Genomic DNA, 13,073 nt, shown 5'->3' with positions numbered 1-13,073 from the left:
CGTCCGCTACGAAGCGACAGTGCTGGTCGCAGCCATCAACGAATGGCTGTGACCCGCACTTTCACAACAGGCCCTAGATCACTTCCGGCAACGGCGCTTCGGGGGCGCACGGTTGACGCCGTTCGCACCCCCATGGTGGGTATCCCCGGCGGGGTCTATTTGCCGACGCGGCGTCGGGATGTACTCCATCCATGACCGTCACCTTCGAGCGCTCTGCGCCGACCTCCGATGGCATCAACCCCGCCCGAGCCCGTGACGTCGTACGGGCCCTCTACAGCCGCCCGCCGCTCACGGCCGACCCACAACCGGCCGGCCCCGACACTCGGGGGCCGTGGACCGGGCTCAAGCCGAGGGGTCGGGCCCCGAGCCCGTCAGGGCACCGCCCCACCACGCGGCGCGGAGCTGCCGCGCCTGCCGGGTCCGTCAGGGCACCACCCAAGCCCCACCAGCCCCCGGCAGGGTTTCGGGAAGGGGCGGGGTGGGGGAGGTCACCCCGGCAGGATCACGCTGCGCGTGAGGTTTCGGGGGTGGTCCGGGTCCAAGCCCCTCGATTCCGCCAGGGTCACCGCGAGGCGCTGCGCGCGGATCAGGTCGGCCAGGGGGTCGCCCGGGGACGAGACCAGCGTGCCGCCGACCCCGGCGACGTCCGCCGCCAGGCCCGGCGGCAGCTCGCCGAACACCCACGCCACCCGCCCCGGGCCGGTGATCGAAATCGGACCGTGGCGATACTCCATCGCGGGGTACGACTCCGTCCACGCCCCCGCCGCCTCCCGCATCTTCAGCGCCGCCTCCAACGCCAGCCCGTACGTCCAGCCCCGCCCCAGGAACGTCCACTGCTCCGCGTCGACCACCGCCTCCGGCAGCGGCTCGGTCACCGCCAGCTCCGCGTCCCGCGCCGCCTCCGCCACCGGCTTCAGGCCCGCCACCGGCCCGAGGCCCGCCCGCAGGAACGCCAGCGCCGTCGTCGCGAAGCGCGTCTGGACCACCGACTCCTCGTCCGCCCAGTCCAGGACGGCGACCGCGTCCGCCGCGTCCATCACCGGGGTCTTCGGGTCGGCGGTCAGGGCGAGCGTCGGCCCCTTCCCGCGCAGCGTGCCCAGCAGCTCCAGGACCTCCGTCGTCGTACCCGAGCGGGTGATCGCGACGACCCGGTCGTACGTACGGCCGGCCGGGAACTCCGACGACGCGAAGGCGTCGGTCTCCCCCTGCCCCGACGCCTCCCGCAGCGCCGCGTACGCGATCGCCATGAACCACGACGTCCCGCACCCCGTGACGGCGACCCGCTCGCCCGGCCTCGGCAGTCCGTCGAAGGCGGCCGCGGCCTCCGCCGCTCGGCGCCAGCAGGCGGGCTGGGTGGCTATCTCCGCTGCGGTAAGGGATGCGGTACGGGACATACGTCACGGCTCCTTGGTTCCTGCAGAAAGCAACAGATCGGAACAGAACAGAACTGACAACGTGCCGGGTAGTGCATAGCAGTCGCGCTTCGGCCCGGCAATGAGTCCTCGCCCGGCGATGCGTTGCGAAAGCGATACCCGCGTGGACTAGACCTCATCCGGTGCATGGGAGAATCTCTGGATCCGTGATGAGCAGAGGGTGGGACAGGGCTGTGCAGCGCCGCTTCTTGGGAATGACCGCGACGATTCTGGCGCTTGGCCTGACGGCAACGTTGTCGGGCTGTGGTGCCGAGGCCGAGGACGGCGACGTCACCCTCAAGCTGGTCGCCGCCGACTACGACCTCAACGGCGGTGACACGACCAAGCGTTACTGGGCCGGCCTCGTCTCCGCGTACACCGCCACACACCCCGGTGTGAAGATCGAGGTCCAGGTCGAGTCCTGGAACGACGTCGACCGCAAGGTCGCCGAGATGGTCAAGGCCGGCGACGCACCCGACATCGCGCAGATCGGCGCGTACGCGGACTACGCCGCCGACGGCCAGCTCTACACCGCCGACGAGCTGCTCTCCGTACCGGTTCAGGCCAACTTCCTCCGGCCGCTCGCGGCCGCTGGGGAGCAGCGAAACGCGCAGTACGGCATGCCGTTCGCCGCCTCCACCCGGCTCCTCTTCTTCAACCAGGACCTCTTCGACAAGGCCGGAATCGACGGTGGCCCCAAGACCTGGGCCGAGCTGGCCGAGGACGCGGAGAAGCTGAAGAAGAAGGACGTGAAGTACCCCTTCGCGCTGCCGCTCGGCCCGGAGGAGGCGCAGGCCGAGACGATGATGTGGCTGCTCAGCGGCGGTGACGGGTACACCGACGGGCTCGGTCGCTACACCATCGACTCCGAGGAGAACGTCAAGACGTTCGAGTGGCTGCGCAAGAACCTCGTCGAGAAGGGGCTTACGGGCCCGGTCGCGCCCGGCAAGCTCAACCGCAAGGACGCCTTCGCGGCGTTCGCGCGCGGCGAGGTCGGCATGCTCAACGGCCACCCGTCGCTGATGCAGGAGGCGGAGAAGAAGGGTGTGAAGGTCGGCAAGGTCGCGCTGCCGGGGGTGAACGGCAAGGCCAGGTCGGCGATGGGCGTCGCGGACTGGATCATGGGCTTCAAGCAGAAGAACCACCGCAAGGAGATCGGTGAGTTCCTCAACTTCGTCTTCGACGACAGGAACGTCCTGAAGTTCGCGGGGGACAACGACCTGCTGCCGGTGACGGTGAGCGCGAACACCGTGATGCGGCAGGACCCGCAGCACGCGAACCTGCAGGCGTTCCTGAACGAGCTGCCGTCGTCGGAGCTGCCGCCGGTCGGCAAGACGTCCTGGGCGAAGGTGAGCGAGAACATCAAGCAGAACATCGGCAAGGCGGTGGAGCCGGGTCAGGCGGCGTCGGGCGTGCTGGGCGAGATAGGCCGCGAGGCGACGGCGGCGGAGAACACGGAATAAGTTGGGTCGTATGACCGCGAGCACGCCGCAGGACCCGACCGCCCCGACGGCCCCGGACGGCGCCGGGGACGGAGGCGGTGCGTCCCCCGCGGGCCCGGCATACCCGGCCGGGGCGGACCGGCCCGCCGGGGAGGCCGACGGTACGACCGCCGCCGCGCCCGGGGCGGACCGGCCCGCCGAGGCCGGGGACACCGCCCCCGCCACCCTCCGTGAGCGGGAGCTCGCCGTGCTGGCCTTCGAGCGGCGCTCCTGGCCGGGGCCCGGGGCGAAGGAGCGGGCGGTGCGGGAGCAGCTGGGGTTGTCGCCCGTGCGGTACTACCAGCTCCTGAACGCGCTCCTCGACGACCCGCGCGCCCTCGCGCACGACCCCGTCACCGTCAACCGGCTCCGGCGGATCCGCGCGGCGCACCAAGAGCGCCGATGAGCCTGGCTCATTCCGTGGCCGCCCCTCGCCCAGGTCGCTAGGGTCGGACGCATGGGCAGCCTTCCGCATCCCACGACCCCGGCCGGCCGCGACGGACTCGCCGCGCTGCTGGCCCACCCCGAGCGGGCCGTCGTCGGTCTCGACTTCGACGGCACGCTCGCCGAGATCGTCCCCGACCCCGAACAGGCCCGCGCCCACCCCGGCGCCGTCCCGGCGCTGGCCGCGCTCGCCCCGCACGTGGCCTCGGTGGCCGTGGTGACGGGGCGGCCCGCCGGTGTCGCGGTCCGCTACGGCGGCTTCGCCGGGGTCCCCGGCCTGGAGCGCCTCGTCGTCCTCGGTCATTACGGCGCCGAGCGCTGGGACGCCGTGACGGGCACGGTCCAGGCGGCCGCGCCGCACCCCGGTGTGGCGGCGGTACGGGCCGAACTGCCCGGCGTACTGGACCGGTTCGGAGCATGGCGGGGCACGTGGATCGAGGAGAAGGGCCGCGCGGTCGCGGTCCACACCCGCCGTGCCGAGGACCCCCAGGCCGCCTTCGACGCCCTGAAGGGCCCCCTCGGCGACCTCGCCGCCCACCACGGCCTCGTCCTCGAACCGGGCCGCATGGTCCTCGAACTCCGCCCGCCGGGCATGGACAAGGGCGTGGCACTGGAGGAGTACGTCCGCGAGACGGGCGCCGGGGCCGTGCTCTACGCGGGCGACGACCTGGGCGACCTGGCCGCCTTCGCGGCGGTCGAAAAACTCCGCTCGGACGGCACGCCGGGCCTCCTGGTCTGCAGCGGCTCCACCGAGGTCCCCGAACTGGCCACCCGCGCCGACCTCCTGGTCCCCGGCCCCGAGGCGGTCGTCACCTTCCTCGCGGACCTGGCCCGCACGCTGCGCTGAGCACTCAGCCCTTGAACAAGGAGCGTCCGACGTAAGGCGGCGCCACTTCTTTCACCGGCGTGCTGTTCCGGTCCGGAACAGCCTCGCCGGGGATCGCGGTCTTCGACACGCGGCGCAGTACGAGGACGCCGTCTTCGCTCCAGATGGTGCGGTAGCCGTGTTCCGTGAGGATTTCGGCTCGTCGCTTCTGTTCTTCCACGTCCTGGAAAGGGAACGCCCTCTCCTTTGTGCTGAGGATTACGTATTCCATGCCTCGCGGGGTGCCGTCGAGCATGACGACGTTCGTCTTTGCGGTGAGTCGGGGTACGGCATGGTTGTCCGCCTCGACCGACGCTCCTGGCGGTATGACGGAAACGGCCTTGCCGAGGGCCTTGCCATTGGCGATCGACTCGTGGCGGGCCGGGTCCGTCAGGGGTACGAGGGCGATGACCAAGGAGGCCGCCAGGGCGAGGCCTGCGGCGAGCCGGGTGGTCGGCGGGAAAGGGCGGCGGCGGCCGGTCGGGATATGAAATCGCATCCTTGCCGTGACTTCGATCGCGGCTGTGAGGACGATCGGCCACAGGAACGCGTCGTAGTGACGCGCCGCCGTCCAGTGATTCCCATTCGACGACAGGAGGCGCTCCGCCAGCAGGGGCAGGGCGCACAGGGCCGTCGCCGAGCGGAGGGGGAGGAAGAGCAGGGTCCCGAACACCCAGAGCAGCAGCAGAGCCTTGGTCGGGACGTCGAATGCCGCCCGCACGAGCAGGCTGGGGTCGGTGACCACGTTCCACATGGCGGACGAGGCATCCTCCCCGAGCGCCTGATAGCTCCAGTAGTAGCCCGGTTCACCCCCCATCGCGGGGATCAGCCACGTGACCGACAGCGCGGAGAGCGCACCGGGCCGGCGATTGCCAGGGCGGCCCCGGTTCTCAGCCCCGGCATGTCTCGGGCACGCCCGCTGCGCACCAGCAGGACCACGCCGTAGCAGCCCACCACGAGCCCGAGGTCTTCCTTGACGCCGGTGAGGAGAAAGGCCGTGACCAGCACCATCGTGTAGCGGCGGGCCAAGGCCTGGTGGAACATCGCCAAGGTGAGCGGAACGGCGAACGCCACCTCGTGGAAGCCGCCCCTGGCCGCTGTCATCAGCGGCCATCCCACCGCGTAGACGAACGCACACGCATTGACGAAGCGCAGGTCCGGTGCGGAGCCGGCGCGGGCGAGCGCGCGAGCCGCTATGCCGCGCACCAGGGGAGCTCCCGCGGCGAACAACGCCGCTTGGAGGACGAGGAGAACCCTGGGGTCGTCCCAGACCCAGTACAGCGGTGCCGCGAGGGCGAGTATCGGCGAGAAGTGGTCGCCCAGGAGCGAGAAGTCCGCGGGGAACTCGTGGTGGTAGTTCTTGACCGGCGAGACGGGGAGTGAAAAGGCCGCGTAGGAGCGTATCGCCTGGTCGAATATGCCCAGGTCGAAGCCGCCCAATTGCATGGACGCCCACTGGTGCATCCCTAAGCCCAGCGATATCGCGAAGCAGACCGATGAGCTGAGCAGAGAAGGCAGTCAGGATATCGAGCCCCGCCGACGGCGGTATTCCGCTTCTTCGCCACCCGTTCCGGCTCGGCCCGTCCCTTCAGCGGATTCGGTGGGACGGACCGCCAATTGCCCGGAAGTGGAAGGAAGTTGCATGATCCGAGCGTATCCATCCACTGCCCCGCCTCCAGGGTGGAAAGAGCAGCGGTGGCCGAATTCCTACCCCCGCGGACTACCCCGGCGGACTACCCCCGCGGATCCAACGCCCCCAGCGCCTCCAGCTGCGACACGAACCACCGCTGCGGCGGCAGCGCCGTCGCCGACGCCGCGAGGCGCTTCGTGCGTTCCGCGCGGTCGGTGTCCGGGAGGGAGAGGGCCTCGTGCAGGGCCTCGGCCGTGGCCACCACGTCGTACGGGTTCACCCCGATCGCGTCCTCGCCCAGCTCCTCGTACGCGCCCGCCTCCCGGGACAGGACCAGGGCCACGCCCCGGTCCGTGACGACCGGGACCTCCTTCGCGACGAGGTTCATGCCGTCGCGGATCGGGTTGACCAGGGCCACGTCCGCCAGGCGGTACGCCGCCAGGGAGCGGGCGAAGTCGTCCTTCACGTGCAGGAGGACCGGGGTCCAGTCCGGCGTGCCGTACTCCTCGTTGATCGCCGCGGCGACCCGGGAGACCTCCTCGGTGTAGTCGCGGTACACCTTCAGGTCCTGCCGGGAGGGGTACGCGAAGGCGACGTGGACCACCCGGCCCCGCCACTCCGGCCGCTCCTGGAGCAGCGTGCGGTACGCCCGCAGGCCCCGCACGATGTTCTTCGACAGCTCGGTGCGGTCCACCCGGATGATCACCTTGCGGCCGGGGCCGATCTGCTCCCGCAGCGTCTCCAGCCGCTCCTCCACGTCCGCCCGGCGCGAGCGCTCCCGCAGGAAGTCCGCGTCCGCGCCGAGGCCGTGCACCCCCAGCTCCGTACCGCCCGTGCCGCCGACGACCGCCTCGCAGCACGCGGCGAACGCGTCCGCCCACCGCCGGGTCAGGAAGCCCAGCCGGTCCGCTCCCAGCATCCCCCGCAGCAGCTGCTCGGCGATGTCGTCGGGCAGCATCCGGAAGTACTCCGCCGGGGCCCACGGCGTGTGTGAGAAGTGGCCGATCCGCAGGTCCGGGCGCAGGTCCCGGAGCAGGCCCGGCACCAGCGCCAGGTGGTAGTCCTGCACCAGCACCGACGCGCCGTCCGCGGCCTCCGCCGCGAGCGCCTCCGCGAAGGCGCGGTTGTACGCCTCGTACGCCGCCCACTGCCGGCGGAACTCCAGGTCGAAGACCGGCTCCAGCGGGGTCTGGTACAGCATGTGGTGGACGAACCACAGCACCGAGTTCGCGATGCCGTTGTACGCGGCGGTGAAGACGTCCGGGTCGATGCCCAGCATCCGGACACCCGGCTCGGACACCCCGCGCCGGACCGCCTCCCGGTCACCCTCGCCGAGCGCCGCGCACACCCACACGCTGTCCTCGGCCGAGACCGCGCTCAGCCCGGAGACGAGACCGCCTCCGCCGCGGCGCGCTTCGAGGGTGCCGTCCTCGCGCGGCACGTAGGAGACCGGGCCGCGGTTGGACGCGACGAGTACCTGGGCGGTGCGCTCTGAGGCCATGGAACCGAACCTAGCCCGCTCGGGAAACGCTCAAACGTACGCATGACCGGAACCGGTCGGCTTGACCACGTCCGGCGCCACTGCTCACCGGTGCCGCTCTCAATCGTGCCGCCGCGTCCGGAGCGCCGCCAGCGCCACCACCCCGATCGCCGCCAGGGTCAGCACGACCCCGCCCAGCAGCCACAGCGCCTCCACACCCCAACCCGAATCCATACCCATGCCTAGAAATGTAGGCAAAACACATGATCATTACGGGTTACGCCACGCTGCGACGCCGATACTCCGCGATCTCGGTCATCGGCGGCCGCTCCTCCGTGTCGACCTCGTACGTCCGCGGCACGAAACCCTCCTCGCCCCGCTCGAACTGCGTCAGCCGCGGCCGCACCATATGCCCCCGCGACAGCCGCAGCTGCGCCGTGCGGTAGATCGCCGCCGCCATCCGCCCCAGCGCCTGCCCGCCCTGGTGCCGGTGCTTGCGCACCCCCACATCCACCTGCGCCAACGCGTCCAGACCCACCGTGTGCAACGCGTCCACCAGCAGACCCAGCTCCACGCCGTACCCCACCGGGAACGGCAGCCGCTCCAGCAGCGAGCGCCGCGCCGCGTACTCCCCGCCCAGCGGCTGTACGAAGCCGGCCAGCTGTGGCCAGTGCAGATTCAGCAGCGGCCGGGCCACCAGCTCCGTCACCCGCCCGCCCTGGCCAGGGGTGTCGCCAAGCGGGCGGTCGTACATCGCCTTCACGAAGTCCACGTCCGGGTCGGTCAGCAGCGGACCCACGATCCCCGAGACGAAGTCCGCGGAGAAATCCCTGAGATCCGCGTCCACGAAGCAGACGACGTCCCCACTTGTCGCCATCAGCGACCGCCACAGCACCTCGCCCTTGCCCGGGACGCTGGGTATGCGGGGGAGTATCGCGTCACGCGCCACCACCCGCGCCCCGGCCGCCGCGGCCACCTCGGCCGTACGGTCCGTGGAGCCCGAGTCGACCACCACCAGCTCGTCCACGAGCGGCACGGCCGGCGACATCAGCTCACGCCGGATCACGGCCACGATGTCCCCGACCGTCGCCTCCTCGTTCAGCGCCGGCAGGACGACACTGACCGTCGTGGCGCGCTTCGCCGCCAGAATCCGGTCGAGCGGACGGTCGGCCACCGACCAGGACCGCCGACCGAGCCAGCGCTCCACCTCTTCCAGCAACGTGATCTCCATCTCGCGGATCGGACGACCATCTCAACCGTCCGGGGGTTCGGTTACAGTCTTGAACAACGCGGACGGCCGTCGCATGTCGGGGTCCCCGCGCCACACAACCGAATACCGCTCATCCAGAGGGGCAGAGGGAAACGGCCCGTTGAAGCCCCGGCAACCCTCCAGTCGGTCTCGTCCGCGACACAACGCGCCAGCGAGGCTCCCGGCTAGGGAAGGTGCCAAATCCGTCTCATGACGACGTTCGTCATGAGAAAGATGAGGAGAAAGGGCCTCGCCTCCATGGCTGTACAGACTGTTTCCGCCACCCAGACCGTCGATCTCGGTCCCGCTTCCGGCCTCTCCTGTCGGGAATGCGGCGAGCAGTTCCCGCTCGGTCCCATCTTCGCCTGTGAACTGTGTTTCGGCCCGCTCGAAGTCTCCTACGACCTCCCGCTCGGCGACCCCGAAGCCCTCCGCAAGCGCATCGAGGCCGGCCCCGACAACATCTGGCGCTACGCCCCCCTGCTGCCCGTCCCCGCCGACGTCGCGCAGAAGCCGAACCTGAACCCCGGCTGGACCAAGCTCGTCCAGGCCGACAACCTCGCCGGCGCGCTGGGCGTCGAGCCGGGCAAGCTCTTCGTCAAGGACGACTCCGGCAACCCCACGCACTCCTTCAAGGACCGCGTCGTCGCCCAGGCCCTCGAGGCCGCCCGCGCCTTCGGCTTCACCACCCTCTCCTGCTCCTCCACCGGCAACCTCGCCGGCGCGGTCGGCGCCGCCGCCGCCCGGGCCGGCTTCCGCTCCTGCGTGTTCATCCCGCACGACCTGGAGCAGGGCAAGGTCGTCATGGCCGCCGTCTACGGCGGCGAGCTCGTCGGCATCGAGGGCAACTACGACGACGTGAACCGCTTCTGCTCCGAGCTCATCGGCGACCCGGCCGGCGAGGGCTGGGGCTTCGTCAACGTCAACCTGCGCCCGTACTACGGCGAGGGCTCCAAGACGCTCGCGTACGAGATCTGCGAGCAGCTCGGCTGGCGGCTCCCGGACCAGATCGTCATCCCGATCGCGTCCGGCTCCCAGCTCACCAAGATCGACAAGGGGCTCCAGGAGCTCATCAAGCTGGGCCTGGTCGAGGACAAGCCGTACAAGATCTTCGGCGCCCAGGCGGAGGGCTGCTCGCCGGTGTCGGTGGCCTTCAAGGCCGGTCACGACGTCGTGCGGCCCCAGAAGCCGGACACCATCGCCAAGTCCCTGGCGATCGGCAACCCGGCGGACGGCCCGTACGTCCTGGACATCTGCCGCCGCACCGGCGGCGCCGTCGAGGACGTGACCGACGAGCAGATCGTGGACGCGATCAAGCTGCTGGCCCGTACGGAAGGCATCTTCACCGAGACCGCCGGCGGCACCACCCTCGGCGTCGCGAAGAAGCTGATCGAGTCCGGGGCCATCGACCCGTCCCTGACCACGGTGGTCGTCAACACGGGTGACGGCCTCAAGACCCTCGACGCGGTGGCCCCCACGACGGGTATGACCGCAGTCATCCGCCCCAACCTGGACTCTTTCCGAGAGGCTGGCCTCGCATGAGCGTCAACGTCCGCATCCCCACCATCCTCCGTACGTACACCGGCGGCCAGGCCGAGGTCTCTGCCGAGGGCGCGACCCTCTCCGAGGTCATCGCGGACCTGGAGAAGAACCACACCGGCATCGCCGCCCGCGTCCTCGACGACCAGGGCAAGCTGCGCCGCTTCGTGAACGTGTACGTCAACGACGACGACGTCCGCTTCGAGCAGGGCCTGGAGACCGCGACGCCGGACGGCGCCGGCGTGTCGATCATCCCCGCGGTCGCCGGCGGCTGCTGAACGGCCTGACGCGACCCGGCGTACGGACCCGACTTACGGAATTGCCCCCTCCACGGAAAGCGGAGGGGGCAATTCTGCATGGTTGAACGCGGTAGAGTTGGGGAAGTCCCCTCCGCTGCTTGTGCCAGCCGCATATGAGAATGCGCCCGCACGCGACAAGAAGCAGCCAAAGTGTTCGATCGTTCTGCGCCATTTGCGCCCTTTGCCTGGCCCGACTTGCCCCGAAAGCCAGTGAATTCTCCTGAATTCCCCGTTCGGCCACGCTCAGATTTCTCGTCCGATTGACCTGTTGCAGACGGCAGTTGGGCAGATACATTCAGCCGCGGTCGACGCGTTCGAGCCCACTCCTGTCGGTGGGCGAGGTCTGACCCGGGTCCGCGAAGTGCGGTCCTGCGCAAGGGCCAGTAATAGGGGAGTTAGGCATGGCTCAGGGCACCGTCAAGTGGTTCAACGCGGAGAAGGGGTACGGCTTCATCGCGGTCGACGGTGGTGCGGATGTTTTCGTCCACTACAGCGCGATCCAGATGGACGGGTACCGCACCCTTGAAGAGGGTCAGCGAGTCGAGTTCGAGATCTCGCAGGGCCAGAAGGGTCCGCAGGCTGACATGGTCAAGCTCGCCGTCTGAGCGGCGCGATTCGGCCACGGCACACTCACGCCGAGGGGCTCGTATCCCGGGGGACACCCAGGGGGATACGAGCCCCTCGCGCGTTCCCGCCCCCGGCGGGCCACGGGGGGCTCGATCCCCGAGAGGCGCTTGCGCCCACCCGTCGCCCGACCACCACCCCTCATCGACGTCCCTTCGGGACGGCCTTGCACTCTGCTATGCCGAGTGCTAATCATTGGCGTTAGCACTCTGAAGGTGAGAGTGCTACCGAGGGACCGGGTCGGTGAGGTCCGCACGCCGCGTGGGGCAAGGAACCACAGGCACGCAGACCGTCCGTCGCGGGCGCAGGCGCGGTCCAGGAGCGTTATCCACCCCATGTCCGGGAGGACCACTTCACATGGCCAAGATCATCGCGTTCGACGAGGAGGCCCGGCGCGGTCTCGAGCGCGGCATGAACCAGCTCGCCGACGCCGTCAAGGTCACCCTTGGCCCCAAGGGCCGGAACGTCGTCCTCGAGAAGAAGTGGGGCGCCCCCACGATCACCAACGATGGTGTCTCCATCGCCAAGGAGATCGAGCTCGAGGACCCGTACGAGAAGATCGGCGCCGAGCTGGTCAAGGAAGTCGCCAAGAAGACGGACGACGTCGCCGGTGACGGTACGACCACCGCGACCGTCCTCGCCCAGGCGCTCGTCCGCGAGGGCCTGCGCAACGTCGCCGCCGGCGCCAACCCGATGGCCCTCAAGCGCGGCATCGAGAAGGCCGTCGAGGCCGTCTCCGGCGCCCTGCTCGAGCAGGCGAAGGATGTCGAGACCAAGGAGCAGATCGCTTCCACGGCCTCCATCTCCGCCGCCGACACCCAGATCGGTGAGCTGATCGCCGAGGCCATGGACAAGGTCGGCAAGGAAGGCGTCATCACCGTCGAGGAGTCCCAGACCTTCGGTCTGGAGCTGGAGCTCACCGAGGGTATGCGCTTCGACAAGGGCTACATCTCGGCGTACTTCGCCACCGACATGGAGCGCATGGAGGCGTCGCTCGACGACCCCTACCTCCTGATCGTCAACTCCAAGATCTCTTCCGTGAAGGACCTCCTCCCGCTTCTGGAGAAGGTCATGCAGTCGGGCAAGCCGCTGCTGATCATCGCCGAGGACGTCGAGGGCGAGGCCCTGTCGACCCTGGTCGTCAACAAGATCCGCGGCACCTTCAAGTCCGTCGCGGTCAAGGCCCCGGGCTTCGGCGACCGCCGCAAGGCCATGCTGAACGACATCGCCATCCTCACGGGCGGCACGGTCATCTCCGAGGAGGTCGGCCTCAAGCTCGAGAACGCCGGCCTGGACCTGCTGGGCCGCGCCCGCAAGGTCGTCATCACCAAGGACGAGACCACCATCGTCGACGGTGCCGGTGACAGCGACCAGGTCGCCGGTCGCGTGAACCAGATCCGCGCCGAGATCGAGAACTCCGACTCGGACTACGACCGCGAGAAGCTCCAGGAGCGCCTCGCGAAGCTGGCCGGCGGCGTGGCCGTCATCAAGGCCGGTGCCGCGACCGAGGTCGAGCTCAAGGAGCGCAAGCACCGCATCGAGGACGCCGTTCGCAACGCGAAGGCGGCCGTCGAGGAGGGCATCGTCGCCGGTGGTGGCGTGGCCCTGCTCCAGGCCTCCTCGGTCTTCGAGAAGCTCGACCTGAACGGCGACGAGGCCACCGGCGCCAACGCCGTGAAGCTCGCGCTGGAGGCCCCGCTCAAGCAGATCGCCGTCAACGGTGGTCTCGAGGGTGGCGTCATCGTCGAGAAGGTGCGCAACCTGCCCGTCGGCCACGGCCTGAACGCCGCGACCGGTGAGTACGTCGACATGATCGCCGAGGGCATCATCGACCCGGCGAAGGTGACCCGCTCTGCCCTGCAGAACGCCGCCTCCATCGCCGCGCTGTTCCTCACCACCGAGGCCGTCATCGCCGACAAGCCGGAGAAGGCCGCCGCGGCCGCTCCGGGCGGCATGCCGGGCGGTGACATGGACTTCTGATCCTCCGGGATCGGATCCGTCCGACGGTCCGAGGGCGGCACCCCTTCATGGAGGGGGTGCCGCCCTCGGC

At 69.9% G+C, this 13,073-nt stretch carries 12 protein-coding genes and 1 riboswitch; of the genes, 7 read left to right on the top strand and 5 right to left on the bottom strand.

What is annotated here, in order from left to right; translation table 11 throughout:
- Positions 1-488 precede the first annotated feature (488 nt).
- Positions 489-1,394, bottom strand: a complete 906-nt coding sequence (locus tag IEZ01_RS16770; RefSeq protein ID WP_189202387.1) for an SIS domain-containing protein — start codon at positions 1,392-1,394, stop codon at positions 489-491.
- A 233-nt stretch (positions 1,395-1,627) separates the two neighbouring features.
- Here IEZ01_RS16770 and IEZ01_RS16765 point away from each other — a divergent pair, with 233 nt between their 5' ends.
- From IEZ01_RS16765 to otsB, 3 genes are read left to right on the top strand one after another with little or no spacing between them, the layout of a single operon-like run.
- Complete coding sequence (locus IEZ01_RS16765) at positions 1,628-2,875, top strand: ABC transporter substrate-binding protein (RefSeq protein WP_189202385.1); 1,248 nt, start codon at positions 1,628-1,630, stop codon at positions 2,873-2,875.
- 10 nt (positions 2,876-2,885) lie between these two features.
- Positions 2,886-3,299: a DUF3263 domain-containing protein gene (locus IEZ01_RS35685; protein WP_267907263.1), complete on the top strand. Its 414-nt coding sequence runs from the start codon at positions 2,886-2,888 to the stop codon at positions 3,297-3,299.
- 51 nt (positions 3,300-3,350) lie between these two features.
- Entirely contained in the window at positions 3,351-4,184 is an 834-nt protein-coding gene (gene otsB, locus IEZ01_RS16755; protein ID WP_019887408.1) for a trehalose-phosphatase, read from the top strand.
- A gap of 4 nt (positions 4,185-4,188) precedes the next feature.
- Here the strand turns inward: otsB and IEZ01_RS35680 are convergent, their stop codons facing one another.
- The 4 genes from IEZ01_RS35680 to IEZ01_RS16735 all read right to left on the bottom strand — a co-directional run bounded on the left by IEZ01_RS35680 (position 4,189) and on the right by IEZ01_RS16735 (position 8,531).
- Entirely contained in the window at positions 4,189-5,019 is an 831-nt protein-coding gene (locus IEZ01_RS35680; protein WP_106959815.1) for a DUF2079 domain-containing protein, read from the bottom strand.
- 8 nt (positions 5,020-5,027) lie between these two features.
- Entirely contained in the window at positions 5,028-5,648 is a 621-nt protein-coding gene (locus IEZ01_RS35675; RefSeq protein WP_158685683.1) for a DUF2079 domain-containing protein, read from the bottom strand.
- 287 nt (positions 5,649-5,935) lie between these two features.
- Positions 5,936-7,333: an alpha,alpha-trehalose-phosphate synthase (UDP-forming) gene (locus IEZ01_RS16740; RefSeq protein ID WP_019887407.1), complete on the bottom strand. Its 1,398-nt coding sequence runs from the start codon at positions 7,331-7,333 to the stop codon at positions 5,936-5,938.
- Positions 7,334-7,589: 256 nt separating this feature from the next.
- Entirely contained in the window at positions 7,590-8,531 is a 942-nt protein-coding gene (locus IEZ01_RS16735) for a glucosyl-3-phosphoglycerate synthase (protein WP_028797683.1), read from the bottom strand.
- Between the two features lie 118 nt (positions 8,532-8,649).
- A riboswitch (SAM riboswitch) is annotated at positions 8,650-8,802 on the top strand.
- Between IEZ01_RS16735 and thrC the strand changes: the two genes are divergently transcribed.
- The 4 genes from thrC (at position 8,796) to groL (ending at position 13,003) form a co-directional block, all read left to right on the top strand.
- Positions 8,796-10,103, top strand: coding sequence for a threonine synthase (thrC, locus tag IEZ01_RS16730; RefSeq protein WP_106959813.1), 1,308 nt, complete (start codon positions 8,796-8,798; stop codon positions 10,101-10,103). Its footprint overlaps the riboswitch before it by 7 nt.
- Positions 10,100-10,378 (top strand): MoaD/ThiS family protein, encoded by a 279-nt coding sequence (locus IEZ01_RS16725; protein WP_019887401.1) that lies wholly within the window; start codon positions 10,100-10,102, stop codon positions 10,376-10,378. Before thrC ends, IEZ01_RS16725 begins: the two co-directional genes overlap by 4 nt.
- Positions 10,379-10,800: 422 nt before the next feature.
- Positions 10,801-11,004 carry a cold-shock protein gene (locus tag IEZ01_RS16720; protein WP_005315736.1) on the top strand — a complete coding sequence of 68 codons (204 nt, stop codon included), beginning with the start codon at positions 10,801-10,803 and terminating at the stop codon, positions 11,002-11,004.
- 376 nt (positions 11,005-11,380) lie between these two features.
- Complete coding sequence (gene groL / locus IEZ01_RS16715) at positions 11,381-13,003, top strand: chaperonin GroEL (RefSeq protein WP_019887398.1); 1,623 nt, start codon at positions 11,381-11,383, stop codon at positions 13,001-13,003.
- Positions 13,004-13,073 lie beyond the last annotated feature (70 nt).

The organism is Streptomyces purpureus, from assembly GCF_014648195.1.
Taxonomy (GTDB): Bacteria; Actinomycetota; Actinomycetes; order Streptomycetales; family Streptomycetaceae; genus Streptomyces; species Streptomyces purpureus.
The sequence above is the reverse complement of the archived record's forward strand: the minus strand, read 5'-3'. Positions and strand labels throughout refer to the sequence as shown.